Raw genomic sequence first — 24,801 nt, forward strand, 5'->3', positions numbered from 1 at the left:
CCGGAGCGGCATTTCTGCCGGCCATCGAGAATCCCACGACGCCGATCGACAAGATCAGTGCGGCGACCACCGCGGCGGCGCCAGCGGAGGCGAGGACCGTCGCCCAGTTGGTTGACGACGATGCTGCAGGCCCCATCAGTTTTGACGACGGTGACTGGGTTGACGGTTCCGCATCAGTTGCATCGAGAACAGGAGGAGCGATCGGCTCGGTGGGGTAGTCGTACTCGTCAGCTCGCGAGGCGTCGGTGTACATGTGTTGTCTCCTCTTGTGTTGACTCATACGGGGATTCGATCCCGAATACAGCCCATTAAAGAGCATAGGCTTACCTAACTCGAAGTCGGGCGGGCATTGCACCCCGGGTGTGACCGACGCCGCAGGGCGGAAAACGCATGCCGGACCGGTGCGGAAACCACTTGCGGTGACCGCATATCCTGGTGTTAACCAACATGCAGCGTTGGCTCTCCGGGATGGCGGAATCCCGGATCGACCAACCACAATGCGGAGTGGAGAGAACATGCTCACCCGAACCGATCTGCGGGGCACCACCCCGACGCTGAGCCAACTGCGTCGGGCCTTGCCTCGCGGCGGAACCGACGTCAACGCCGTACTTCCCACGGTGACCCCCGTCGTCGAAGCGATCGCTGAGCATGGTGCCACCGCAGCCCTCGACTACACCGAGAAGTTCGACAAAGTGCGTCCGACTTCCGTGCGTGTCCCGGCCGACGTCATCGCCCGCGCCCGCGAAGAACTCGACCCGGCCGTCACCGATGCGTTGGAGGAAGCGATTCGCCGCGCCCGACTGGTCCACGCCGATCAGCGCCGGCAGGACACTCTCACCCAGGTAGTTCCTGGCGGCACCGTCGCCGAGAAGTGGATCCCGGTCCGCCGCGTTGGCCTCTACGTCCCCGGTGGCAATGCCGTGTATCCGTCGAGCGTCATCATGAACGTTGTTCCGGCTCAAGAAGCCGGCGTCGCTTCGCTGGTGGTCGCGTCGCCGCCGCAAGCCGACTTCGGTGGTTGGCCGCATCCGACGATCCTCGCGGCGTGCGCGCTGCTCGGAGTCGAGGAAGTGTGGGCCGTCGGTGGCGCACAGGGCGTGGCCCTGCTGGCTTACGGCGGTACTGACACCAACGGTGGAATCCTGGACCCGGTCGACCTCATCACCGGCCCCGGCAATATTTACGTGACCGCGGCCAAGCGCCTGGTACGCGGCGTGGTCGGCATCGACTCGGAAGCCGGACCCACTGAGATCGCGATCCTCGCCGACGACTCCGCCGACCCGGCGGTCGTCGCTTCCGACCTCGTCAGCCAAGCCGAACACGATGTGCTCGCGGCCTCGGTGCTCGTCACCGACAGCGAAGCTCTGGCCGACGCGGTCGACAAAGCCGTCGCAACGGCAGCAGTCAACACCAAGCACTCCGAGCGAGTGCAGACCGCACTGGCCGGCCCGCAGTCGGGAATCGTGCTGGTCGACGATGTCGATGCCGGACTGAAGGTGGTCGACGCCTACGCGGCCGAACACCTCGAAATCCAGACGCGTGACGCGCAGGCGGTCGCTGATCGAGTTACCAGTGCGGGCGCGATCTTTGTCGGCACCTATTCGCCGGTCAGCCTCGGCGACTACAGCGCGGGCTCCAACCACGTTCTCCCGACGTCGGGTTCGGCGAAGTACGCGTCGGGCCTCTCGGTACAGACCTTCCTGCGCGGGGTCCACGTCATTGACTACAACCGGGACGCGCTCGCCAAGATCGCCGACCGCGTGGTGACTCTGGCTAATGCCGAAGACCTCCCGGCCCACGGCGAAGCCGTGCAGGCGCGGTTCGGTGCGGCAGCTAATGATCGGGGCACCAAGTGACCTCCGAGGCACCCGCGCCGGCCCCGGGCTCCGGTGTCACGCTGACCGACTTGCCGCTACGTGAATCGTTGCGCGGCAAGTCGCCGTACGGTGCACCGCAGTTGCAGGTGCCGGTCATCTTGAACACCAATGAGAATCCGCACCCGCCGAGCCAGGCCCTGATTGACGATGTCGCCAAAGCTGTTGGCGCGGCAGCCGAGGAACTGCACCGGTATCCCGATCGCGACGCCATGGGTCTTCGATCAGACCTCGCCGCCTACCTGCGCAATGCGACCGGCGTCGACCTGTCGGTCGACAATGTGTGGGCCGCGAACGGCTCCAACGAAATCCTGCAGCAGATCCTGCAGGCCTTCGGCGGGCCCGGTCGCAGCGCGATGGGCTTTGTCCCGTCGTACTCGATGCACCCGATCATCAGCGATGCCACCCAAACCGAGTGGATTCCGATTCCGCGCGCTGCGGACTTCTCCCTCGATGTGACGGCCGCGGTCGCCGCGATTGAGCAGCACCAACCCGACGTCGTCTTTGTGACCTCGCCCAACAATCCGACCGGCGGCAGCGTGCCGCTGGCCGACTTGCGCGCCATCGGTGATGCGGCACCGGGCATCGTCATCGTCGACGAGGCGTACGGCGAGTTCTCATCGCAGGCAAGCGCGGTGGAACTGATCGATGAGTATCCGGCCAAGGTCATCGTGTCACGCACCATGAGCAAGGCCTTTGCCTTCGCGGGCGGTCGTCTCGGCTACCTCGCGGCGGCACCAGCCATGATCGAAGCGTTGCTTCTGGTACGACTGCCATATCACCTGTCGGTGGTGACGCAGGCTGCCGCGCGTGCGGCCCTGCAGCACTCCGTGGAAACCCTCGGGGGAGTCGCGGCGATCGCCGCTGAACGCGACCGCGTGGTCGCGGTGCTCACCGATCTCGGGTTCCGGGTGACACCGTCGGACGCGAACTTTGTTTTTTTCGGCGACTTCGCCGACGCCGCAGCAAGCTGGCAGCGGTACCTCGACCGCGGCGTCCTGATCAGGGATGTCGGCATCGAGGGCCACCTGCGTGCGACTATTGGATTACCCGCCGAGAACGACGCCTTCCTCAAGGTGAGCGCCGAACTGGCCGAAACAGACCGAAAGCAGCAGTAGCAGCCGTGACCACAGCCCAGCCCACCAGCGGAAACCCGCGCATTGCGCGCGTCGAGCGAACCACTCGGGAATCGTCGATTACCGTCGAGATCAACCTCGATGGCACCGGCAAGACCGACATCGACACCTCGGTTCCGTTCTTCGACCACATGTTGACGGCGTTCGGCGCGCACGGCAGTTTCGATCTGACGGTTCACGCCAAAGGCGACATCGACATCGAAGCGCACCACACCGTTGAGGACACGTGCATCGTGCTGGGACAGGCGATCGGTGAGGCGCTCGGCGATAAGAAGGGTATTCGACGTTTCGGTGACGCATGGATCCCGATGGACGAAACCCTCGCGCAGGCCATCGTCGACGTGTCGGGCCGCCCGTATTGTGTGCACTCGGGCGAACCCGATCATCTGCTCACCGCGGTCATCGGCGGCTACTCGGGCGGCGACAAGCCGGTCGTCTCGTACGCGACGGTCTTGAACAAGCACGTATTCGAATCGATCGCGCTTAATGCGCGGATCGCCCTGCACGTCCGTGTCCTGTATGGCCGCGACCAGCACCACATCACGGAAGCCGAGTTCAAGGCGGTGGCCCGTGCGCTGCGTGAGGCCGTTGAACCTGATCCTCGCGTCAGTGGTATCCCCTCGACGAAGGGTGCCCTGTAGATGGGCGCTGGAAACAAGAGCGTCGCGCTGCTCGACTACGGGTCGGGTAATTTGCGATCGGCGCAGCGCGCATTGGAACGGGCCGGTGCCGACGTCGAGATCACCTCTGACTTTGAGACGGCCCTGAACGCTGACGGACTGCTGGTTCCCGGAGTTGGGGCCTACGCCGCCTGCATGGCTGGGCTGAAGGCCGTGCGCGGTGACCGCATCATTGGCCGTCGACTGGCCGGTGGCCGTCCGGTGCTTGGCATCTGCGTCGGGATGCAGATCCTGTTCTCCCACGGTGTCGAAGGCGGTGTCGACACACCTGGCTGTGACGAGTGGCCCGGTGCAGTGACCAGACTCGACGCGCCCGTTTTGCCTCACATGGGGTGGAACACCGTGGAGGCGCCGGCAGACACCAAACTCTTCGCCGGGATCGACGACGATGCTCGCTTCTATTTTGTGCACTCGTACGCGGTGCAGGAGTGGGGGATGGACTCGGAAGGTTCGCCGCTGACCGCGCCACAGCTGACGTGGTCCGAGCACGGCGGCCGATTCCTGGCTGCCGTCGAGAACGGGCCACTGTCGGCGACCCAATTTCATCCGGAAAAGTCGGGCGACGTGGGAGCCGAATTGCTGCGGAACTGGATGAAGGGGCTCGCCTAACGTGAGCGCGAAGAGCAGCGAGCCCAAACAGTTCTCGCCCGAAAAGTTCTCCATCGCGAAGTTGGTGTTCTACGCGCTGGGCGCCGGGACCCTCACGCTAGCGGTAATGATTCCCATCATCGTGGCGCTCGCCCGGCCGTACCCGATAGCGGCACTGTGCGTGGCGATCATGGCCATCGTCTTGATGGTGGCCGTTATTGCCCTCGTCTCACGGAAAATGACGGCCGGAATTCAACACGAAATCGACCGCCGACGAGCGGAACTGGCAACTGAGCACAGTCGTGCCGACGCGTCGGTTAACAGAAGAGAAGAGAAGCAGAACTGATGGGCATTCTGGAATTGCTCCCGGCTGTCGACGTGGTCGACGGCCAGGCGGTGCGCCTGGTGAAGGGCGAAGCCGGATCGGAAACGTCTTACGGTTCGCCGCGCGATGCGGCGTTGGCCTGGCAGCGTGACGGCGCGCAGTGGCTGCACCTGGTCGACTTAGACGCGGCCTTCGGTCGCGGTGACAACCGCGAACTCCTCGCGCAGGTAGCTGCCGAGGTTGAGGTCAACGTCGAGTTGTCCGGCGGTATCCGCGACGATGCCTCGCTGAAGGCGGCGCTCGCGACGGGGTGTACCCGCGTCAATTTGGGGACTGCAGCGATTGAGAACCCCGAGTGGTGTGCCCGGGCGATCGCCGAATACGGCGACAAGATTGCCGTGGGACTCGATGTAACCAGCGATGGCGATTCCTACACCGTCCGTGGGCGAGGCTGGGTCACCGAGGGTGGCGACCTGTGGGAGACCCTTGAGCGCCTCAATAACGACGGTTGCGCTCGCTACGTGGTGACCGACGTCAGCAAGGACGGCACCCTGACCGGACCCAATCTGGAACTCCTTGAGCAGGTCGCTCGCGCCACTGATTCGCCCGTCGTGGCGTCGGGCGGCATCTCGAAGGTTGACGATCTCCTCGCGATCGCTGAACTGACCGGGCTCGGGGTAGAGGGCGCCATTATCGGTAAAGCCCTCTACGCAGGTCGTTTCACATTGCCAGAAGCACTCGACGCGGTGGCAGCTGCCAGTACCCGGTGAGCACTTCGATGATCGATCGCCTCGACCTGCCGGCGCTGATGGGGATTGCCGAAGCAGTCCTTGATGAGGTGACCGGTGTGTTCGTTGACGGTTTGGGATCACCTGGCACCCACATCAAGGGCGTCGGAGATTTTGCGACCGATGTTGACTTGGCGCTCGAGAATCGAATCGGCAACCTGTTGGAGCGGCGGACCGGCATTGAGGTGCACGGTGAAGAGTTTGGTGGATCGGCACCGGACAAAGGGACCATGTGGATTTTGGACCCGATCGACGGCACCTTCAACTATTCGGTCGGCATGCCGATGGCGGCCATGCTGTTGGCTTTGACCGTCGACGGGGAGCCGGTCCTCGGTCTCACCAGAATTCCGTTGTTCGGGCAGTCCTATGCCGGGCACGTCGGCGGGCCGCTGCTAGTGAACGGTGTGGCGATCCCACCGGTGCCCGACAGTCCGCTACAAACGGCCGTCATCGGTTTCGGCGCGTTCAACGCGAAAGCTGGCGGACGCTATCCGGGCGCGGCGCGGGCCGAATTGCAGCGGCGTTTGAGCTACCGAGCTGGCCGACTCCGGATGACGGGGTCTAACGGCATTGACGTCGCTTATGTGGCAGCTGGCGTCTTTGGTGGCGCGGTCTCGTTCAGCACTAAGGCGTGGGACAACGCTGCAGGTGCCGCGCTCGTCCGTGCTGCGGGCGGGCTGGCGACCGACCTCGCAGGCAACCCGTGGACCGTGCATTCCAAGTCGCTGGTAACCGGCAATCGTCTCCTTCATGGAGAATTGCTCAGTGTGGTCGCCGAAGCCATGCCCGGACTCGGTGACTGACCAATTTTTCATTTCAGCATTAATTCAAACAAGGAGCCCCACCCGTGACCGTGGCAGTTCGCGTCATCCCGTGCCTGGACGTCGACGACGGCCGGGTGGTTAAAGGTGTCAATTTTGAGAATCTCCGCGACGCCGGAGACCCGGTGGAACTCGCGGCCCGCTATGACGCCGAAGGTGCCGACGAACTGACTTTCCTGGATGTCACGGCTTCCAGTTCCGGCCGCGGCACCATGCTCGACGTGGTCCGGCGCACCGCCGACGCTATTTTTATCCCGTTGACGGTCGGCGGTGGTATTCGTACCGTCGATGATGTCGATGTGATGTTGCGTGCCGGTGCCGACAAAGTCAGCGTCAACACGGCTGCGATTGCCCGTCCGGAAGTCCTTTCGGAAATGAGCGGGCGGTTCGGCTCGCAGTGCATCGTCCTTTCGGTCGATGCGCGGACCGTTCCGGAAGGTAACGCGGCAACACCGTCGGGCTGGGAGGTCACCACTCACGGCGGTCGTCGCAGTACCGGCATTGATGCCGTGGAATGGGCGCTGCGTGGACAAGAGTTGGGTGTGGGGGAGATCCTGCTGAACTCAATGGACGCCGACGGCACCAAGGCCGGTTTCGACTTGAGAATGATTGAGGCGGTCCGAGCGGCCGTCACCATCCCGGTGATCGCCAGCGGCGGCGCAGGCAAGGTCTCCGACTTTGCCCCCGCGGTGCACGCCGGTGCCGATGCGGTTCTGGCTGCGTCGGTGTTCCACTTTGGCGATATGACTATCGGCGAGGTGAAAGCGGCGATGGCCGCCGATCACATCATCGTCCGCTGACGCACCCTTCACGCAGGAAAGAGGAAACCCATGGCTCTGCCAGCAGAGTTAGCCGCTTCGCTGAAACGTAATGATGACGGACTGTTTGCGGCGATCGCGCAGGAACGGTCCACCGGCATCGTGCTGATGATGGCGTGGATGGACGATGAAGCGCTTGAGCGCACCCTTGCTACCCGCCAGGCCACCTATTTTTCGCGGTCGCGGCAGTCGTATTGGGTTAAGGGCGAGACTTCTGGGCACACGCAGTACGTGCACGACATCCGCGTCGATTGCGACGGTGACACCGTGTTGTTGACGGTCGACCAGGTGGGCGCGGCTTGCCACACCGGTAATCACAGTTGTTTCGACACGGTGCCGCTGAGGTTCCAGGATGCGGGGCCCGTCGATGCGCCCGATCTCAATGCTGCTGTTTTTAACCAAGAGGGACGGTGAGCCGATGCCGCTGATTCAGATTTCTCAGACGCCGGGATTGTCGGATCGGGTGAAGCGCGAGACGATCGCCGCTGTGACCGAGGCCTACGCCAAGGCGACGGGTAAGAACCCGGATTCGGTGTGGGTGACGATTACTGAAGTCCCCGGCCAACATTGGGGTGTGGGCGGGGAGCCGATCGGATGACCGCCGGAACAACGTCGCTCGAAACTTTCCTCGACTTGGCTGTCGATCATCGGGTAGTTCCGGTGACGCGGACGGTGCTCGCCGATTCGGAGACGCCGCTGTCGGCTTATCGGAAGTTAGCGGGCGAGCGAAGCGACGGGGGGACGTTGACTCTGCGCGATGGAACGTTCTTGCTGGAGTCGGCGCCGAATGGTGAGTCGTGGTCGCGGTGGTCGTTTATCGGCGCGGGTACCCGGTCTGCGCTGACCGTGGTGGACGACGAAGCGCATTGGTGGGGCGACGCTCCGGCTGGTGCACCGGTTGGCGGGGATCCGGTTCAGGCGCTCGCTGAATCATTGCGACTCCTGCATACCGAGCCTCTCGCCGACATGCCGCCGTTGACGGGCGGGTTTGTTGGTTTTATGGCCTACGATTTTGTGCGCCGTCTGGAACGTCTGCCGGAGACCACTATCGACGACCTTGGCCTGCCGGATATGTTTTGGCTGTTGGTTGCCGATCTCGCGGCTTTCGACCACCACGAGGGCACCATCACGCTGATCGCCAACGCTGTCAACTGGGATGGTAGCGACGCCAATGCCGAGGTGGCCTACAACGATGCGGTCGCCCGTCTGGATGCGATGACTGCGGCGCTGGCGGCACCGGATCCGTCGACTGTTTCGACTTTTGATCGGCCCACGCCGGACTATCGGTCGCAGCGTTCACTCGATGACTACCGCGAGATTGTCGCAGGCTTGGTCGGTGAGATCGAGGCCGGTGAGGCCTTCCAGGTGGTGCCGTCGATGCGTTTCGAAATCGATACGGTCGCCGATCCGCTCGATGTGTACCGGGTTCTGCGGGCGTCAAATCCGAGTCCGTACATGTATTTTCTGCAGATGCCGGGAATTGGCCGGGATTCGTTCTCGATCGTTGGCTCGTCACCGGAAGCCCTCGTTACCGTGACCGACCGGGTCGCGACCACCCACCCGATCGCGGGTACTCGGTGGCGCGGGGCAACCGACGAGGAAGACCGCTTGCTTGCCAAGGGGTTGTTGGAGGACGAGAAAGAGAATTCCGAGCACCTGATGCTCGTTGACCTTGGACGAAACGACCTCGGTCGCGTCTGTGAGCCGGGCACGGTTCGGGTGAACGACTATCGCCGTGTTGAGCGCTACAGCCACGTGATGCATCTGGTGTCGACGGTTTCGGGGACTTTGCAGGATGATCGCGGTGCACTCGACGCGGTGACCGCGTGCTTCCCGGCGGGAACTCTGACGGGCGCGCCGAAGGTGCGGGCGATGGAGTTGATCGAAGCTAACGAGATCACGCGTCGCGGACTGTACGGCGGCGTCGTCGGCTACCTCGATTTCGCGGGCAACGCTGACACCGCGATCGCTATTCGGACTGCCCTGATGTCGGGCAGCACCGCGTATGTGCAGGCCGGTGGAGGCGTGGTCGCCGATAGCGACGCCGAGTATGAGTTCAACGAAGCCACGAATAAGGCCTCGGCGGTACTGGCCGCAGTCGCTGCTGCCGGAACGATGGAGACCGTTGCGGGTGCCAGCGCTGCGGACCCTCAGGAATAGGTAGGAAACGAAAATGAGCGATTCACAACCGGCGACTGCGACCGAATTGGCCGCTGCGGAGGAAGCAGCGGCAAAGTCGAAGAACCGCCGTCTGCAGTTGATCGCGTCACTGCTGATTTTGCTGGCGGCACTGGGATTGTGGGCGGCCTCGCGAATGACGTGGGCGACTATCTTGGTGAAGCCTGATCTCGGTCCCGGTGTCGACATTCCCGTGCGCGGATCGGATTGGAGTCCGTGGCTGGTGCCGGTGGCGTTGGCGATGGTTGCCGCGGTTATTGCACAGTTCGCGGTCCGTGGTTGGGCCTTGCGAATCGTGGCGATCCTGGTTGCCCTTGGCGGTGTCTTGGCCCTGTTCCCGGCGATTTCGCTGCTGACTGAGGGCCAGGACAATCTCTTCATTACCAAGATGGTCGACGTGCCCGCTCGGGCCGCGTTCTTCGGCATCCCGATCGAGTCCACGCCGGGCTATCTCGTTATCGCGTCGGCGATCTGCGCGATCGTCGGTGCCATCGCGATGGCGCGTACGGCACGCAAGGACGCGATGTCGTCGAAGTACTCGTCGCCGGCGGCCCGCCGGGAAGAACTCGAACGTCAGGTTTTCGCGGCGCGCGACCGTGCTGCTGCCGCAGACCAGGCGGCCCCGAGTGAGCGAATCATGTGGGATTCGCTCGACGAGGGTCTTGATCCGACGGACGATGGCATCGATGACGAGCCCGGGTCGGCCAAGTAGTTGGCGTTGACGAGTCACGTTTGAGTCCGATATCACCTGCACCGTGCGTACCGGAAGTGACCCCGGCCTCCCTGTTGTGGGCCGCGATGCTTACTCTTGAAGGCACGTAAGGAAAGGGGCCGATTGCCGTGACCAATCAGTCAGTGCTCGATTCGATCATCGAGGGAGTCAAGGCTGACGTCGCCGCGCGCGAAGCGATCCTCGATCTCTCCGCCGTAAAGCAGGCAGCCGCAGCCGCACCGGCACCGCGCAATGCGATGGCCGCACTCAGCCAGTCCGATATCGCCGTCATCGCCGAGGTTAAGCGGTCGAGCCCGTCGAAGGGTCAGCTCGCGAACATTCCCGATCCCGCCGAACTGGCCAAGGCCTACGAGGATGGCGGTGCCCGCATCGTCAGTGTCTTGACTGAGGAACGCCGATTCGGCGGCTCGCTCGCGGACTTGGATGCGGTCCGTGCGGCCATCAACATTCCGATTCTTCGGAAAGACTTCATCGTCGGGCCGTACCAAATTCATGAGGCACGGGCGCACGGCGCGGACGTTATCTTGCTGATCGTCGCGGCGCTGGAACAGCCGGTGTTGGCCTCGTTGCTCGATCGCACCGAGTCGTTGGGCATGACTGCCCTCGTGGAAGTCCACACGGAGGAAGAGGCCGACCGGGCGCTGGAAGCCGGTGCCAAGGTGGTGGGCGTTAATGCCCGTAACCTGAAGACTCTTGAGGTCGATCGCGATGCTTTCGCACGGATCGCGCCGGGACTGCCGTCGAGTGTGATTAAGGTTGCCGAGTCCGGGGTTCGTGGCCCTGCCGATCTCCTCGCCTATGCCGGTGCCGGTGCCGACGCCATCCTGGTTGGCGAGGGCGTCGTTACCAGCGGGGACCCGCGGCTGGCTGTCGCGGACCTGGTAACTGCGGGCTCGCATCCGTCGTGCCCGAAGCCGTCCCGCTAACTAAACCCACTTCGCAGCTCCCTCTTCTCAGCATTCCGGTTGTCCTTCGGGCAACCGGAAATTGAGTTGCTGCCCGGATCGAACGACGAGGATACTGAACGCGTGAGTGACAATCCCAAAGCCGCAACAGCCGGTTTCCCGCAGGCGAGCGACGGCGTAGCCGATATTCATCCCATCGGACCCGATGCGCTCGGACACTGGGGTGATTTCGGTGGTCGGCACGTTCCCGAAGCACTCATGGCAGTGATCGAAGAGGTCACCTCCACCTACGAGAAACTGCGCACCGACAGTGAGTTCCTGAACGAACTCGATCGGTTGCAGCGGGACTACTCGGGTCGGCCTTCGCCCCTGTACGAAGCCGAACGACTCCGCGAGGATGCCGGTGGTGCACGCATCTTCTTGAAGCGTGAAGACCTCAATCACACCGGTTCGCACAAGATCAACAATGTGCTCGGTCAGGCGCTCCTCGCGAAGTCGATGGGCAAGACGCGCATCATTGCCGAAACCGGTGCCGGTCAGCACGGCGTCGCCACCGCGACAGCGTGCGCACTGTTCGGCATGGAGTGCCTCATCTACATGGGACGCGTCGACACCGAGCGCCAAGCATTGAATGTCGCCCGGATGCGGTTGCTCGGTGCCACCGTTGTCGCCGTTGAAACGGGTTCGGCAACGTTGAAGGATGCCATCAACGAGGCACTCCGCGACTGGGTGACCAACGCTGATACGACGTACTACTGCTTCGGTACGGCAGCCGGGCCGCACCCGTTCCCGATGATGGTCCGCGACTTCCAGCGAATCATCGGTATGGAAACTCGTGTCCAGATGCTGGAGAAGGTGGGGCGCCTGCCGGATGCGGTCACGGCATGTGTCGGTGGTGGTTCTAACGCGATCGGCATGTTCCATCCGTTCATCGAAGACGGCGACGTGCGCATGGTCGGTTTTGAAGCCGGCGGTGACGGCGTCGAAACGGGTAGGCACGCAGCCACTTTTGCCGGTGGTACGCCCGGAGCGTTCCAGGGTGCCTACTCGTATCTGCTGCAAGACGAAGATGGTCAGACCATCGAATCGCATTCCATCTCAGCCGGTTTGGACTACCCCGGCGTTGGCCCCGAGCATGCCCACCTGCGGGATATCGGACGCGCCGAGTACCGACCCGTCACCGACACCGAGGCGATGGATGCCCTCGCCTTGCTCTCTCGTAAGGAAGGCATCATTCCGGCCATTGAGTCGGCACACGCCTTGTCCGGTGCGCTGAAGTTGGGCCGCGAGATGGGCGACGGCGCGATCATCGTTGTCTGCCTGTCCGGGCGCGGCGACAAAGATGTCGACACGGCAGCCCACTGGTTCAACCTCTTCCAGAAACCGCCGTCGGAGGCCGAATATGCGGCCAGCCTCGCGGCCCAGTCCGCATCGACCAACTCTGCAGCATCGGGGGAGACCAAGTGAGCGTCCACACCACTCCGCCCTCTCGTTTGGGCGATACTTTCGCCGCGTGCCGTGCGGAGAACCGCGCCGCACTGATCGGCTACTTCCCGGTCGGCTATCCCGACTTGGAGACGTCCTTGACGACGGTCCGCACCATGGTTGAGGCTGGCTGCGACATCGTCGAAATCGGGATCCCGTACTCGGACCCGGTGATGGACGGACCGACCATTGCGCGCGCCGCAGAGAAGGCACTCGCCGGGGGTACCCGGGTGCGCGATGTGATGGTCGCGGCCGAAGCGATTGCCAAGGCCGGTGCACAACCGGTGGTCATGAGTTACTGGAACCTTATTCTGCAGTATGGCGTTGACGCTTTCGCTCGCGATCTGGCCGCGGCCGGTGGTGCGGGAATGATTACGCCGAACCTGATTCCGGAAGAAGGCGCCGAGTGGCATGCGGCGTCGGACGCGCACAACATTGACCGCATCTATTTGGTGGCGCCGTCGTCGACCCCGGAGCGCATCGCACTGACCGTCGATGAGTGCCGCGGTTTTGTGTATGCCGCGTCGACGATGGGTGTGACTGGTGCGCGGAGCAGTGTGTCGAACGCTGCGCCGGAACTGTGCGCCAGGGTCCGCGAGTACTCGGATATTCCGATTGGGGTGGGACTGGGCGTCCGCGATGGTGATCAGGCCGCAGAGATCAGTGCGTACGCCGACGGTGTCATCGTCGGTTCGGCCATTGTCTCGGCCGCCGACCACGGCCAGAAAGCCGTCGCCGACCTCGTCTCTGACCTCGCCGCCGGCGTCCGCCGCTCCCGCTCCTAATTCCCTTTTCTGTCACGATTCGGCCGTTCCATCACCGCAGGCCGTGATCGGTGACGAAACGGCGACCGCGACATGCGTCGTTGCGACACAAAAGGGGAAACTAGGTGAGTGAAAACCTCCACTCGGGGGACTGGGGGAGGTAATCGTGCCTGGTTCGACGGGACCGGAAGAGGTCGGCACCGTTGTCGGCGCGGGCACACGATACTGTGGCACCTGTGATTGACGGAACCGTCCTTGCGTACATCCCGAGCCCGTCGCAGGGTGTATGGCACATCGGAGATGTACCGATTCGCGCTTACGCGCTCTGCATCATTGTCGGAATTGTTGTTGCTGTCTGGTGGGGCAGCCGACGTTGGCAGGCGCGTGGCGGGCAACCGGGCGAGGTTATTGACGTTGCCCTGTGGGCGGTGCCGTTCGGCCTCATCGGTGGGCGGCTCTACCACGTCCTTACCGACTGGGAGGTGTACTTCGGGCCCAACGGCAAGGGTATCGGCGGGGCACTGCGGATCTGGGACGGTGGCCTAGGTATCTGGGGTGCGGTGGCGCTCGGCGCGGTCGGTGCTTGGATTGGCGCCCGGAACATGGGCATCAAACTGCCGCCCTTTGGCGATGCCCTCGCCCCGGCAATCCTGTTGGCGCAGGCCATTGGCCGCGTCGGCAACTACTTCAACCAGGAACTCTTCGGCCGTCCGACGACGCTACCCTGGGGTCTGGAAATCTTCGACCGCACAAATGCGAGCGGCGCTGTCTCGTACAAGTTGATAGACGGTGTCTCCACCGGCAATGTGTACGCGATTGTGCACCCGACGTTCTTGTACGAAGCGATTTGGAATGTCCTCATCGTGATCGCGCTGGTCCTGATCGACCGCTACTTCCGTATCGGTCACGGTCGACTGTTCGCCATGTACGTTGCTGGTTACTGCATTGGGCGCTTCGGCGTGGAACTGATGCGCGACGACTTCGCGACCCACATCTTCGGAATCCGAATTAACGTGTTCACGTCGGCGATCGTGTTCCTGGGTGCCGCGCTGTACGTGGTGTTGGCACCGCGGGGCCGCGAAAAGGGCCTCAGCATGTACTGGCCGCATCGTGCCGAGGAACTCGCTGAGCAAGGTGCCGTCGGCTACGTACCCCCGCAAATGTCGGACGACGACCTCGACCGGGAAGCAAGCGACGCGGCGGCCACGGGAAGCACGGTGGTTGCCCCAACCAGCGAGTTCGAAGACAGCGATATCGAAAATAGGGAAATCGAAGACATCGAGTTCGATGGCAACGCAGATGACGCTGCTGAGCCTGAGTTTGAGGTAGCAACCTCAAGCGAAGAACTCTTCGCCGCAGATGAGAACGTCGATGACGGTGTGATCGAACCCGATGCCGAGCCCGAGTCAGTCACCGAGCCAATGGATAACGCTGAGACGGGCGTCGTCGAGGACGAGGAATTGTTGGCGACCGAACTGGCTGACGACGAACCTGAAGCCGTAGATGCAGAGTCGGACACCGATGCTGGGTCGGACACCGAGACTGGGTCGGACACCGAGACTGGGTCGGACACAGAGATTGGGTCGGACACCGAAACTGGGTCCGACGCCGAAACTGGCACCGACGCCGAACTCGAGCCCGAAGCTGACGCCGAGCCCGAAGCGGAGAGCGTTGTCGAGACGGAACCGGAACCTGAAGCCGAGCCGGAACCCGAAGTCGAGCGGGACGTCGAGGCGGAACTCGAGCCGGAAGCTGACGTCGAGCAGGAACCCGAAGTCGAGGCGGAACCCGAACTCGAGCCGGAACCCGAAGTCGAGCAGGACGTCGAGGCCGAGCTCGAGCCGGAAGCTGACGTCGAGCCCGAACCGGACGTTGCGGTTGTCGCCGTCGACGCTGAACAGGCAGCGGAGGCGGAGACCGCCGAGCCGCCCGCAGAACCAACGCCGGAACCCGTGCATCGGGTGATTCCGGGGAAGGAACCGTCGATCACTGACTCAATCTCCGACCGCGGCTACACGATCGTCCCCGCCGACGACGAGGAACTGTCCGGCATCACGATCATCGAGCAGAATCCTGGCGGATCCGCCGGAGCCATCGAGATTCGCCGAGCATCGGACAATGTGGTCGACGAGCCCGAAGATTCGGGGGCCGAGCCCGATTCCGACGATTCCGACGAACCGGAGGCTACACACAACGGCGCACCCAGCGGCGACTAGGGCTGAGGCGACACCGTGCGGTTGGGCGGCTAGCCTTAAAGGGTGACTCGTCGTACCAAGATCGTCTGCACCCTGGGCCCCGCTACCAACACCGTCGACCGGATTACCGAACTCGTAGAGTGCGGTATGGATGTTGCCCGGCTTAATTTCAGCCACGGTGCCCACTCCGACCACCAGAGCGTCTACGACGCTGTTCGTGCCGCTAGCGCCGCTACCGGCAAGCCGGTTGGCATTCTCGCCGACCTGCAGGGCCCCAAGATTCGGCTCGGAAAGTTCGAAGACAACGGTCGACCCAACGGGGCTGTCGACTGGGCCGACGGCGAAGAAGTCCGCATCACCGTTGACGAGATTATTGGCAACCATGACCGCGTCTCCACCACCTACAAGCAGTTGGCAGAGGACGCGGTTGCCGGCGATCGCCTGCTGATCGACGACGGCAAGGTCGGTCTGACGGTCGTCCGGGTGGAAGGCAACGATGTTGTCTGCATCGTGACCGAAGGCGGGACGGTCAGCAATAACAAGGGTCTGTCGATGCCCGGGATGAACATCTCGATTCCCGCGATGTCAGAGAAGGACATCGCGGACCTGGAGTTCGCATTGGGCCTCGGTGTCGACCTCGTCGCCCTGTCGTTTGTCCGCAGCCCGTCAGACATTGAACTCGTCCACGAAGTGATGGATCGCGTCGGCCGACGCGTGCCGGTGGTTGCGAAGCTGGAAAAGCCCGAAGCCATTGACAACCTCGAAGCCGTGGTACTCGCCTTTGACGCCATCATGGTGGCCCGCGGCGACCTCGGCGTCGAGATGCCGCTCGAAGAAGTTCCGCTGGTCCAGAAGCGCGCCATCCAGATGGCCCGCGAGAACGCCAAGCCAGTCATTGTCGCCACGCAGATGCTCGATTCGATGATCGAAAACTCACGCCCGACCCGCGCCGAAGCGTCCGATGTCGCCAACGCGGTGCTCGACGGTGCCGACGCGGTGATGCTGTCGGGTGAGACCTCGGTCGGTAAGTACCCGCACGACACTGTCCGGACCATGAGTCGCATCGTCGAAGCAGTGGAAACCAGCACCCGTGAGGTTCCGCCGCTCAAGCACATGCCGCGCACCCGTCGTGGCGTCGTGACCTACGCGGGCCGCGACATTGCCGAGCGTCTCGGTGCGGCAGCGATTATTGCCTTTACCGAATCCGGCGATACCGTCCGCCGGGTCGCCCGCCTACATTCGCGCGTCCCGCTGTTGGCTTTCACCGCGACCGAGGCAACGCAAAAGCAGCTTTCGGTTAGCTGGGGTGTGGAACCGTACTTTGTCCCGCGCATGGACCACACCGATTCGATGATCGATCAGGTCGACGAAGTGCTCACCGCCAATGGCCGGGTCAAGAAGGGCGACACGGTCGTCATCATCGCCGGTGCCCCCGCCTCGGTGATCGGCTCAACCAACTTTGTGCACGTCCACCGCATCGGTGAACAGGACCACTGACCTTCCTGGACTACAGATCAGCGGTGCGGGCGTGAGCTACCCCGCACCGCTGACATAGTCTGGACGGCATGACAACTGGCGATCCGAAAGCAGCGGCACCTTCTGCTGACTTGCAGAAACTCATCGAACTGCTCGATGTGGAACGCGTCGACGACAACCTGTTCGTCGGCCAGCACCCCGACCAAGTCCTGCCGCGCACCTTTGGCGGGCAACTGCTCGGGCAGGGTGTGGTCGCTGCTGGCCGGACGCTCGTCAAAGGCAACCCGCCGGTCCACGCGCTGAACGCTCACTTTGTCCGCGGAGGCGACGTCACCAAGCCTCTGGAGTACCACGTCGACCGATACCGCGATGGTCGGGCTTTTGCCAACAGGCAAGTCACCGCCAAGCAGGACGGTGAGGTGGTCTTCACGATGCTCGTTGCCTTCCAAGATAATTCGGCTGGCCTGGAGCATGCTGTCGAAATTCCGGAAGTTCCCTTCCCCGAAGACCTTCCGCCGATCACCGAACACTTCAAAGGCTACGAAGACAAGATCGAATCGTTTGTGAATGCATTGCATCCGGTCGATATTCGATTTGCTAACGATCCAACGTGGGTGATGAAGGGGACCGGCGAGCAACTCAACCACAATCGCGCGTGGATGAAGACGCATGGCACCCTGCCCGACGACCCGTTGATGCATGTCGCGACGATGGCCTATTCGTCTGACACGACGGTCCTCGACTCCATCATCACCACCCACGGACTGTCGTGGGGGATTGACCGGTTGTTCGCGGCGACCGTCAACCATTCGATGTGGTTCCACCGCGAATTCCGCTTTGATGAGTGGATGCTTTACGCGACGGAATCCCCGGTTGCGGCGGGCTCCCGAGGTATCGGTTCGGGAAGGTTCTTTCAGCGTGATGGCACTCTCGCGACATCGGTGGTGCAGGAAGCCCTGATTAAGTACTTCCCTCCTCGGAGTTGACGCCTATGACCACATCCGAGAATCAACTCGACAGCAACGTGTCGCCGACGCCGGAATTGCGCTTCTTTCTCCCGCAGGGACCGCAGTTGCCACGCCGCAATTGGCAGCACCGCTGGAAGAGCGGCATCCGCATCGGCAGCATTCTCGCGGCGGTCGTGCTGGTCGCCGGCGGTGTCATTGCGAGCATCCTGGGTCTTATCGCCGCGAGTCACTTCAATGCGTCGGGTGCGATCGAAGTCTCATGCATCACTGATCCACAAGAATCCGTGAGTCGTCCGGCCAGGCCCGGGGCAGTGTTGAGCATTCTCGACGCCAGCACCGGTGAGAAGTACGGGTCTACCACACTGGGCCGCCCCACGACGTTGCCGAGCGGTATCTGCCTGCAGAAGTTTGAAGTTCAGGACGTTCGCTCCGCTGGCATGTACACCCTGACTATCGGCGATACTTACCGCACCCTGGTTTCGGAAGACCAACTCAGGCGTGGAGTGCTGTTGTAGCTGCGGCAGCGGCAATTCATGAGGCTCGCTTGACTGCTGCCACGATGCCGGCGACGGTCGCCGCGTCGGTCACCTCCAAGGTGTTCGCGGTACCCCCGCCTGGCCCGGTGTTGCCGGGATCAGGAATGTTGGCTTTGGCGGACAGATGAATGGCGTCGACTCCGGCGGCGAGTAACGCTGGCACAGACGCGAGATCCACGCCGCCTCCCGCCATCACGGTGACGCCACTTTCTGCACCGACGAGGGCAGCCAATACCGCTAACCCGTCACCGGCGCGCGAGGCGCCACCGGAGGTCAAGACTCGATCGACCCCGAGTTTCCCGAGTTCGCCGATGGTTGCCACCGGATCCGCCACCGCGTCTAAGGCCCGGTGAAAGGTGATATCGACTGCGCGACCTGACGATTCAGCCTCCCTCGCTGCCGAAACCAATCGGGTCATGGCCTCGACATCGAGCGAGCCGTCTGACCGCAGTGCGCCGACCACTACACCGCTGGCACCCGCACGTACTGCTGCGCGGACGTCGGCCACCAGAACATCGACTTCGGCTTCGGAGTACACGAATCCGCCCGGTCGAGTCCGAATCAGGGCATGCACACCAATTCCCACCGCGCACACCGCGTTGAGCAGACCAACTGATGGGGTCAGCCCACCAGTTGCACCGAGCGCCGTACACAACTCGACGCGGTCGGCACCGCCGTCGCGAGCGACGACGGCGCCCGCCACATCCTGGACAGCGATCTCGACGGCGACGCTCAATTGAGAGGCCGTGACAGGGGTACGTTGACCCAACTCGGGTTGGCCGGGTCAATCTCGATGTACTGCGGACGCAATTGCGATGACCACAGTTCGGGCCCAAGCGGAACCGACTTCGGGAAGTTGAACGAGTAGATGTCGACCCGGAGGCGGTCGCCCGGACGTAGCGCGGCCTGCGTTGCCGACATTGGAATGTCAATGTCGAGGACTTGGCCGGGCTTGACCTTGTTGTAGTGATTGAGCGAGAGATATAGCACCGGGTCGGTGAGGTCACCGTTCGGCGCGTAACCGCTCTTGGTTTTGTCGACGGTGCGCAACGACACCATCAGCTGGCCCATCGAGACGATCCGTGATCGACCGTCGGGTGAAACGACGTTGACCGTCGCATGCCAGTAGCCGTCCGTGGCATTGAGTCGCTGCCGTAGGTGGACCACCGGGGTCCCGCTGATCCGGGTGAGGGTGCCGACGGGCTTGCCGGTAAAGGTCTGTGCAGCGGTCTCCGACAGTCGGGTGTCTTGTCCGCAGAAGTCGAACAGAATGGTGATTCCGGCCGCGGCCTGAGCCGCGTCCCGGTCACACAAACTCGAGAGGCCAGGCTTAACCTCTCGCGTCGCGCGGGCGGCAGGCTTCGTCGAACTCAATGAGCCGTCTCCAGCCACCGGAGTGTTGACCGACCGCGACGGCGTACCGCGCAAGTACTGGCGCTGGTAGTTGTAGTCGGGCAGTGGATAGGTCGGTCCCTGCAGGAAGTTTCCGGTGGGTTCCGAGGCGAGCGTGGCTGGCGAATAGCGATCGATGCCGTTGTCAATGCCCTTGAGCCACTTGTCGTACCAGGCACGTGCCAGCACATCGATGCGCGGCGGATGCCCAGGTTGACCAAAGTTGGAACTCGACGTGATGTGGTAGCCGTCATCCATGATCAGCTTCTTCTGCGCCGAGGACAGTTGCTTCAGGCCGCTGAGCAAGCGCGATTCGGAGTTAGTGAATAGATCGTTCCAACCGCCGATCGCGAAGGTGGGCGTGGTGACCTTGCTGACGTCGGTGAACAGTGACTTTCGACGTGCGGAATCGTCAGTGATGAGCGCTCGAGTGGTGCCACGAATATCGCGGACATCGCGGGTGGTGAGTGCTTCAAGGACCACGTCGAAGTAGGTGAGTGGATCTTTCACGCGGTCGGCCAGCCACCGCCAGTCGAAGGTGCCGTTCAACATGGACGCCACGTTCGGGATCATCTTTGAACCGTTGACCAGCGACAACCACGGGGCAATGAACCCAAAGCCGACGCCGCCGCCGGGCGCGATGATGTCGCGCAGCAGGTCGGCACCGGGGACCACGGGGAAGATCGCGCCCAACTTGCCTGGCGCGTCGGACGCGGCCTGCAATTGGTTGATCGCGGAGTAAGAGACACCGGCCATGCCGGTCTTGCCGTTCGACCATCGCTGCTTCGATGCCCAATCGACCACTTCGACGGTGTCGCGACGTTCGCGGTCACCAAAGACCTGCCAGGTGCCCTGCGAGAAGCCGGTGCCGCGGACGTCGACCACCAGCATGTTGTAGCCGCTCTTGATGAGTTGTGGGTCGTAGGCGAAGGTTTGGACGAGCCCGCCGCGCAGTGCTCCGACCAGCTCGTTATAGCCGGAGAGCACTGTGCCCTGCAGGTTGATGCCGTTCAGCAGGTTAACCAGCTGTGGCACCAAGACCGGATAGTTCATCACCTCGGACGCCAGGGCCGACACCATCTTGGTGTACGGCGTCATGTTGACGATGGTCGGAAGCTTGGTGCTGACGGGCTTTCCAGATCGATCGGTGGGCCGAATCAGGTTGCCGCGCAGCAGGGTTCCGTCCGACATGCGGATTGGTACGTCGGGCGTCACCTGGTAGCCGGAGTACTTCTGCTTCCCATCGTGGGTGCGGGTCCACTTGGCGCCCATCGCGCCGTAGACCGCAGCCTCGGACGGACCCGCGAGCGGTGGACTGCCTGCTAGCGGCACCATCGTCAAACCGGCGATCAGCACAATAAATGCACGACGAAACATCGACTTCTTCACTTCTGTGGTTCCTCCCCAAAGGACCAAGCCGGCGTGATGATGGGCGGCACAAAATTGCCGCTCTGTTACCTGACTCTCAGGTAACAATAGGGTGACGTCGCGAGAAAATGGAAGAGCCAAAACGGAGATAGGCGTTTTTCGGGGGTGGGTTTGCAGGCAGCCCGGGGGATATGCGTACACTTGCTCTCGCACCACCACCGGCCCCGGTGGCGAAATTGGCAGACGCGCCGCACTCAAAATGCGGTCTCTAACGAGGTGCCGGTTCAAGTCCGGCCCGGGGCACTCACGGCACCAGTCGCCGACCGCGATCGGAGTTCAGTCCATGAATGACACCGGCAAACCAGCGCAACGCGCGAGCCGAGTGGTTGTCGCAGAAGATGATTCGCTGATCCGCCTCGATCTCATCGAGATGCTGCGCGACGAAGGCTACGACGTTGTGGGCGAAGCGCCGAACGGTCAGGTCGCCGTCGATCTCGCCGAATCGCTGAAGCCCGACCTGGTGATCATGGACGTCAAAATGCCCGTCCGCGACGGCATCGACGCCGCCAGCGAGATTGCCCGCAAGCGCATCGCCCCGGTCGTCATGCTTACCGCTTTTAGTCAGCGGGAGTTTGTTGAACGTGCCCGCGACGCCGGTGCCATGGCGTATCTCGTGAAACCATTCACTCAGGCCGACCTGGTTCCCGCCATCGAGGTCGCGTTGAGCCGCTACCGGGAACTCAAGGTTCTTGAGGCCGAAATCGAAGACATCAGTGGCCGTTTCGAGGCTCGCAAGCTGATCGATCGCGCCAAGGGCCTACTCATGGACAAGCGCGGAATGAACGAGCCCGAAGCCTTCCGGTGGATTCAGCGGAACGCCATGGACAAGCGCGCCACCATGAAGGCGGTCGCCGAGATCGTCGTCGAAACTCTCGGGGACTGACACCGAAGTCGATCGCCCGCGAATCTTGTCGGGGGTAAGCCCTAGACTCGTGGGCGTGAGTGCAGCGCAGACAACGACCAAATCCGGTTCCGGTACATCAGGCAAGGCTGGCAGTCGGCCGACGTTAATGCTGATCGACGGCCACTCCATGGCCTATCGCGCGTTTTTCGCGCTGCCAGCAGAAAACTTCAAGACAAACACCGGTCAGTCAACCAACGCGGTCTACGGCTTTACGTCCATGCTGATCAACCTTCTGCGCGATGAAGAACCCACCCACATCGCCGCGGCATTCGACGTCTCCCGCCAGACCTTTCGGTCGGAGATGTTCCCCGAGTACAAGGCGCAGCGCAGCAAGTCACCCGACGAGTTCCGCGGCCAGGTCGACCTCACCAAAGACGTTCTTGAGGCGATGGGAATCCCCGTCATGGCGATCGAAGGTTTTGAAGCCGACGACATCATCGCCACTCTCGCGACTCAGGCCGATGCCGAGGGGTACCGAGTGCTGGTCGTGACTGGCGACCGCGATGCGCTGCAATTGGTCAACGACAACATCACCGTGCTCTACCCGAAGCGTGGGGTTTCCGAACTCACCCGTTTCACGCCGGAAGAAGTCGAGAAGAAGTACGGTCTCACGCCCGCGCAGTACCCCGACTTCGCCGCCCTGCGCGGCGACCCCAGCGACAATCTCCCCGGTATTCCCGGGGTCGGCGAGAAGACCGCAGCCAAGTGGATCCGCGAATACGGTTCGTTCGAGGAACTCGTTAACCGAGCCGACGAAGTTCGCGGCAAGGTTGGAGACTCGCTACGCGAGAACTTGGCCGGCGTCATAATGAATCGGCGGCTCACGGAGTTGGTTCGTGACATGACGCTTCCGGCAGCCCCGGAAGATCTCGCACTTCACGGTTGGGACCGTGACCGCATTCATCGGCTGTTCGACGATCTCGAGTTCAAAGTTTTGCGCGATCGGCTTTTCTCGACACTCACCTCGGTGGAACCGGAAGCCGAGTCGGGCTTCGACCTCCGCGGCACGCGCCTTGCTCCCGGTTCGGTTGCTGACTGGTTGGCTGAGCACACCGGTACCGGTCGGAGTGGGCTGGCAATCTCGGCGCCGCGCCAGGTAGTTGGCAGTGACGTCGAGTCGTTGGCGATTGCCGGCGTCGACGGCGAAGCAGCGTTCATCGATCCCACCATCCTGACCGTCGAAGATGATGCGGCACTGGCCGATTGGTTCGCCGACGCCACTCGGCCCAAGGCCATCCACGAAGTCAAGTGGGCGCTGCATGCCTTCCGGGGCCGTGGATGGACCCTCAAGGGAGTGACGTCCGACACCGCGCTGGCAGCGTACCTGGTCCGTCCGGGGCAGCGGTCGTTCAATCTCGACGACCTGGCGTTGCGCTACCTGCGTCGGGAACTGAAGGCCGACGACTCCGCAGGCGGCGACGGACAACTGTCGCTCCTCGACGACGATGCCGATACGCAGCGCGCAGCAGACCAGCTGATGCTGTCCGCGCAGGCCGTCGCCGAACTCGCCGACACCCTCGATACCGAACTCGAGCGCATCGATTCGTTGGCGTTGCTCAAAGACATGGAACTTCCGCTCGCCTTCGAGCTCGCCGAGTTGGAAGGCGCGGGCATCGCGGTCGACGTCGACCATCTCGATGCCCTGGAATCGGAGTTTGCGCAGCGGGTGCGCGACGCCGCCGAAGCCGCCTACGCGGTCATCGGTGAGCAAGTGAATCTCGGTTCGCCGAAGCAACTGCAGGCCATCTTGTTCGACAAGCTCGACATGCCGAAAACCAAGAAGACCAAAACCGGGTACACCACCGACGCGGACGCGCTGACCTCGCTGTACGAGAAAACAGAGCACCCCTTCCTGCGCCACTTGCTAGAACACCGTGACGCGACACGACTGCGCGTCACCGTCGAAGGCCTGCAGAAGACCATCGCCGACGATGTCCGTATCCACACCACGTTCAATCAGACGGTCGCAGCTACCGGGCGACTGTCGTCCACGGACCCGAACTTGCAGAACATTCCGGTGCGTACCGAGGCGGGCCGCCAGATTCGTCACGCCTTCGTCGTGGCGCCGGGACCGGTTGCCCGAGGTGCGGGAAACACGGAGTTCGAGTCGCTGATGACAGCGGACTATTCGCAGATCGAAATGCGGATCATGGCGCACCTGTCGGAAGATGCCGGACTCATCGAAGCCTTCAACACGGGTGAGGACCTCCACAATTTCGTTGGCTCCCGCGCCTTCGGGGTACCCGTCGACCAGGTTGACGCGACGATGCGATCGCGAGTGAAGGCGATGTCATACGGTTTGGCCTACGGATTGTCGGCGTTCGGCCTGGCGGCCCAGCTCGGAATCAGTCGCGAGGAAGCCAAACAGCAGATGGAAGCGTACTTCGACCGCTTTGGCGGCGTCCGCGACTACCTGCACAACGTCGTCGAAGAAGCGCGGCGAAACGAGTACACGGCAACACTTTTCGGCCGCCGCCGCTACCTGCCCGACCTGAACTCCGACAACTTCCAGCGCCGTCAGTCGGCCGAGCGAATGGCGCTCAACGCACCGATTCAGGGCACTGCCGCCGATATCATCAAGGTCGCAATGATTAACGTGCAGAAGCGTTTGCGGTCGGAAGGCTTGCAGACTCGGATGCTGCTTCAGGTACACGACGAGCTCGTCCTCGAAGTGGCTGCTGGCGAACGTGATTTCGTAGAGAGTCTGGTTCGCGAAGAGATGGGCGGTGCCATTGAATTGTCGGTGCCGCTGGAAGTGTCCGTCGGCTACGGTCGCAGTTGGGACGACGCCGCACACTGAAAGTGAG

Annotated in this window: 23 protein-coding genes and 1 tRNA gene; 22 read left to right on the forward strand and 2 right to left on the reverse strand. The window is 62.8% G+C overall.

Features of this window, described 5'->3' with window-relative positions; all coding sequences use genetic code 11:
• Nucleotides 1–515: 515 nt before the first annotated feature.
• From hisD to AC1L34_RS03400, 19 genes are all read left to right on the forward strand, one after another.
• Nucleotides 516–1,856 (forward strand): histidinol dehydrogenase, encoded by a 1,341-nt coding sequence (gene hisD / locus AC1L34_RS03310; protein WP_480035100.1) that lies wholly within the window; start codon nucleotides 516–518, stop codon nucleotides 1,854–1,856.
• The gene (locus tag AC1L34_RS03315; protein ID WP_480035101.1) at nucleotides 1,853–2,992 is read left to right on the forward strand and encodes a histidinol-phosphate transaminase; all 1,140 of its coding nucleotides are present in this window, start codon (nucleotides 1,853–1,855) and stop codon (nucleotides 2,990–2,992) included. Before hisD ends, AC1L34_RS03315 begins: the two co-directional genes overlap by 4 nt.
• 5 nt (nucleotides 2,993–2,997) lie before the next feature.
• Nucleotides 2,998–3,651, forward strand: a complete 654-nt coding sequence (gene hisB / locus AC1L34_RS03320; protein ID WP_424324002.1) for an imidazoleglycerol-phosphate dehydratase HisB — start codon at nucleotides 2,998–3,000, stop codon at nucleotides 3,649–3,651.
• Entirely contained in the window at nucleotides 3,652–4,299 is a 648-nt protein-coding gene (gene hisH / locus AC1L34_RS03325) for an imidazole glycerol phosphate synthase subunit HisH (protein WP_424294416.1), read from the forward strand.
• Between the two features lies 1 nt (nucleotide 4,300).
• Nucleotides 4,301–4,624 (forward strand): hypothetical protein, encoded by a 324-nt coding sequence (locus AC1L34_RS03330; RefSeq protein WP_424294417.1) that lies wholly within the window; start codon nucleotides 4,301–4,303, stop codon nucleotides 4,622–4,624.
• Nucleotides 4,624–5,373, forward strand: coding sequence for a bifunctional 1-(5-phosphoribosyl)-5-((5-phosphoribosylamino)methylideneamino)imidazole-4-carboxamide isomerase/phosphoribosylanthranilate isomerase PriA (gene priA, locus AC1L34_RS03335; protein ID WP_424294418.1), 750 nt, complete (start codon nucleotides 4,624–4,626; stop codon nucleotides 5,371–5,373). Before AC1L34_RS03330 ends, priA begins: the two co-directional genes overlap by 1 nt.
• An 8-nt stretch (nucleotides 5,374–5,381) precedes the next feature.
• Nucleotides 5,382–6,194 (forward strand): inositol monophosphatase family protein, encoded by an 813-nt coding sequence (locus AC1L34_RS03340; RefSeq protein WP_480035102.1) that lies wholly within the window; start codon nucleotides 5,382–5,384, stop codon nucleotides 6,192–6,194.
• Between the two features lie 44 nt (nucleotides 6,195–6,238).
• Nucleotides 6,239–7,012: an imidazole glycerol phosphate synthase subunit HisF gene (gene hisF, locus AC1L34_RS03345; protein ID WP_424294420.1), complete on the forward strand. Its 774-nt coding sequence runs from the start codon at nucleotides 6,239–6,241 to the stop codon at nucleotides 7,010–7,012.
• A gap of 30 nt (nucleotides 7,013–7,042) precedes the next feature.
• Nucleotides 7,043–7,444 (forward strand): phosphoribosyl-AMP cyclohydrolase, encoded by a 402-nt coding sequence (gene hisI / locus AC1L34_RS03350; protein WP_424294421.1) that lies wholly within the window; start codon nucleotides 7,043–7,045, stop codon nucleotides 7,442–7,444.
• A 4-nt stretch (nucleotides 7,445–7,448) separates the two neighbouring features.
• Nucleotides 7,449–7,628: a tautomerase family protein gene (locus tag AC1L34_RS03355; RefSeq protein WP_424294422.1), complete on the forward strand. Its 180-nt coding sequence runs from the start codon at nucleotides 7,449–7,451 to the stop codon at nucleotides 7,626–7,628.
• The gene (locus AC1L34_RS03360) at nucleotides 7,625–9,190 is read left to right on the forward strand and encodes an anthranilate synthase component I (RefSeq protein WP_424294423.1); all 1,566 of its coding nucleotides are present in this window, start codon (nucleotides 7,625–7,627) and stop codon (nucleotides 9,188–9,190) included. The genes AC1L34_RS03355 and AC1L34_RS03360 overlap by 4 nt, the downstream gene beginning before the upstream one ends.
• Nucleotides 9,191–9,203: 13 nt before the next feature.
• Nucleotides 9,204–9,920 (forward strand): TIGR02234 family membrane protein, encoded by a 717-nt coding sequence (locus AC1L34_RS03365; protein WP_424322322.1) that lies wholly within the window; start codon nucleotides 9,204–9,206, stop codon nucleotides 9,918–9,920.
• A gap of 128 nt (nucleotides 9,921–10,048) precedes the next feature.
• Nucleotides 10,049–10,867 carry an indole-3-glycerol phosphate synthase TrpC gene (gene trpC, locus AC1L34_RS03370; RefSeq protein ID WP_424294425.1) on the forward strand — a complete coding sequence of 273 codons (819 nt, stop codon included), beginning with the start codon at nucleotides 10,049–10,051 and terminating at the stop codon, nucleotides 10,865–10,867.
• Between the two features lie 102 nt (nucleotides 10,868–10,969).
• Nucleotides 10,970–12,313 (forward strand): tryptophan synthase subunit beta, encoded by a 1,344-nt coding sequence (gene trpB, locus AC1L34_RS03375; RefSeq protein WP_424294426.1) that lies wholly within the window; start codon nucleotides 10,970–10,972, stop codon nucleotides 12,311–12,313.
• The gene (gene trpA, locus AC1L34_RS03380; RefSeq protein ID WP_424294427.1) at nucleotides 12,310–13,116 is read left to right on the forward strand and encodes a tryptophan synthase subunit alpha; all 807 of its coding nucleotides are present in this window, start codon (nucleotides 12,310–12,312) and stop codon (nucleotides 13,114–13,116) included. The genes trpB and trpA overlap by 4 nt, the downstream gene beginning before the upstream one ends.
• Nucleotides 13,117–13,331: 215 nt before the next feature.
• The gene (gene lgt / locus AC1L34_RS03385) at nucleotides 13,332–15,311 is read left to right on the forward strand and encodes a prolipoprotein diacylglyceryl transferase (RefSeq protein WP_424325404.1); all 1,980 of its coding nucleotides are present in this window, start codon (nucleotides 13,332–13,334) and stop codon (nucleotides 15,309–15,311) included.
• A gap of 42 nt (nucleotides 15,312–15,353) precedes the next feature.
• The gene (pyk, locus tag AC1L34_RS03390; protein WP_424295381.1) at nucleotides 15,354–16,787 is read left to right on the forward strand and encodes a pyruvate kinase; all 1,434 of its coding nucleotides are present in this window, start codon (nucleotides 15,354–15,356) and stop codon (nucleotides 16,785–16,787) included.
• 68 nt (nucleotides 16,788–16,855) lie between these two features.
• The gene (locus AC1L34_RS03395; RefSeq protein WP_424295379.1) at nucleotides 16,856–17,752 is read left to right on the forward strand and encodes an acyl-CoA thioesterase; all 897 of its coding nucleotides are present in this window, start codon (nucleotides 16,856–16,858) and stop codon (nucleotides 17,750–17,752) included.
• Nucleotides 17,753–17,757: 5 nt separating this feature from the next.
• Entirely contained in the window at nucleotides 17,758–18,249 is a 492-nt protein-coding gene (locus AC1L34_RS03400) for a hypothetical protein (RefSeq protein ID WP_424323999.1), read from the forward strand.
• 16 nt (nucleotides 18,250–18,265) lie between these two features.
• Here AC1L34_RS03400 and AC1L34_RS03405 read toward each other — a convergent pair whose 3' ends face one another.
• Entirely contained in the window at nucleotides 18,266–19,006 is a 741-nt protein-coding gene (locus AC1L34_RS03405; RefSeq protein WP_424295375.1) for a copper homeostasis protein CutC, read from the reverse strand.
• On the reverse strand, nucleotides 19,003–20,997 hold the full coding sequence (locus AC1L34_RS03410; protein ID WP_480035300.1) for a CocE/NonD family hydrolase: 1,995 nt from the start codon (nucleotides 20,995–20,997) through the stop codon (nucleotides 19,003–19,005). Before AC1L34_RS03410 ends, AC1L34_RS03405 begins: the two co-directional genes overlap by 4 nt.
• Before the next feature lie 254 nt (nucleotides 20,998–21,251).
• On the opposite strand from AC1L34_RS03410, the gene AC1L34_RS03415 reads away from it, so the two are divergent.
• The 3 genes from AC1L34_RS03415 (at nucleotide 21,252) to polA (ending at nucleotide 24,794) form a co-directional block, all read left to right on the forward strand.
• A tRNA-Leu gene (locus AC1L34_RS03415) sits at nucleotides 21,252–21,333 on the forward strand.
• 40 nt (nucleotides 21,334–21,373) lie between these two features.
• Nucleotides 21,374–21,973 (forward strand): ANTAR domain-containing response regulator, encoded by a 600-nt coding sequence (locus tag AC1L34_RS03420; protein WP_424295374.1) that lies wholly within the window; start codon nucleotides 21,374–21,376, stop codon nucleotides 21,971–21,973.
• A 127-nt stretch (nucleotides 21,974–22,100) separates the two neighbouring features.
• On the forward strand, nucleotides 22,101–24,794 hold the full coding sequence (gene polA, locus AC1L34_RS03425; RefSeq protein ID WP_424295387.1) for a DNA polymerase I: 2,694 nt from the start codon (nucleotides 22,101–22,103) through the stop codon (nucleotides 24,792–24,794).
• The last annotated feature ends 7 nt before the right edge of the window (nucleotides 24,795–24,801 follow it).

The sequence above is a fragment of the Gordonia sp. 34D genome, from assembly GCF_056682775.1.

Coding starts and splice junctions, on each gene's coding strand:
- AC1L34_RS03400 (WP_424323999.1), top strand. CDS start 17,758: ATGACCACATCCGAGAATCAACTCGACAGCAACGTGTCGCCGACGCCG.
- AC1L34_RS03395 (WP_424295379.1), top strand. CDS start 16,856: ATGACAACTGGCGATCCGAAAGCAGCGGCACCTTCTGCTGACTTGCAG.
- AC1L34_RS03420 (WP_424295374.1), top strand. CDS start 21,374: ATGAATGACACCGGCAAACCAGCGCAACGCGCGAGCCGAGTGGTTGTC.
- AC1L34_RS03365 (WP_424322322.1), top strand. CDS start 9,204: ATGAGCGATTCACAACCGGCGACTGCGACCGAATTGGCCGCTGCGGAG.
- AC1L34_RS03340 (WP_480035102.1), top strand. CDS start 5,382: ATGATCGATCGCCTCGACCTGCCGGCGCTGATGGGGATTGCCGAAGCA.
- AC1L34_RS03410 (WP_480035300.1), bottom strand. CDS start 20,997: ATGGTGCCGCTAGCAGGCAGTCCACCGCTCGCGGGTCCGTCCGAGGCT.
- hisD (WP_480035100.1), top strand. CDS start 516: ATGCTCACCCGAACCGATCTGCGGGGCACCACCCCGACGCTGAGCCAA.
- hisH (WP_424294416.1), top strand. CDS start 3,652: ATGGGCGCTGGAAACAAGAGCGTCGCGCTGCTCGACTACGGGTCGGGT.
- polA (WP_424295387.1), top strand. CDS start 22,101: ATGCTGATCGACGGCCACTCCATGGCCTATCGCGCGTTTTTCGCGCTG.
- priA (WP_424294418.1), top strand. CDS start 4,624: ATGGGCATTCTGGAATTGCTCCCGGCTGTCGACGTGGTCGACGGCCAG.
- AC1L34_RS03355 (WP_424294422.1), top strand. CDS start 7,449: ATGCCGCTGATTCAGATTTCTCAGACGCCGGGATTGTCGGATCGGGTG.
- hisI (WP_424294421.1), top strand. CDS start 7,043: ATGGCTCTGCCAGCAGAGTTAGCCGCTTCGCTGAAACGTAATGATGAC.
- AC1L34_RS03360 (WP_424294423.1), top strand. CDS start 7,625: ATGACCGCCGGAACAACGTCGCTCGAAACTTTCCTCGACTTGGCTGTC.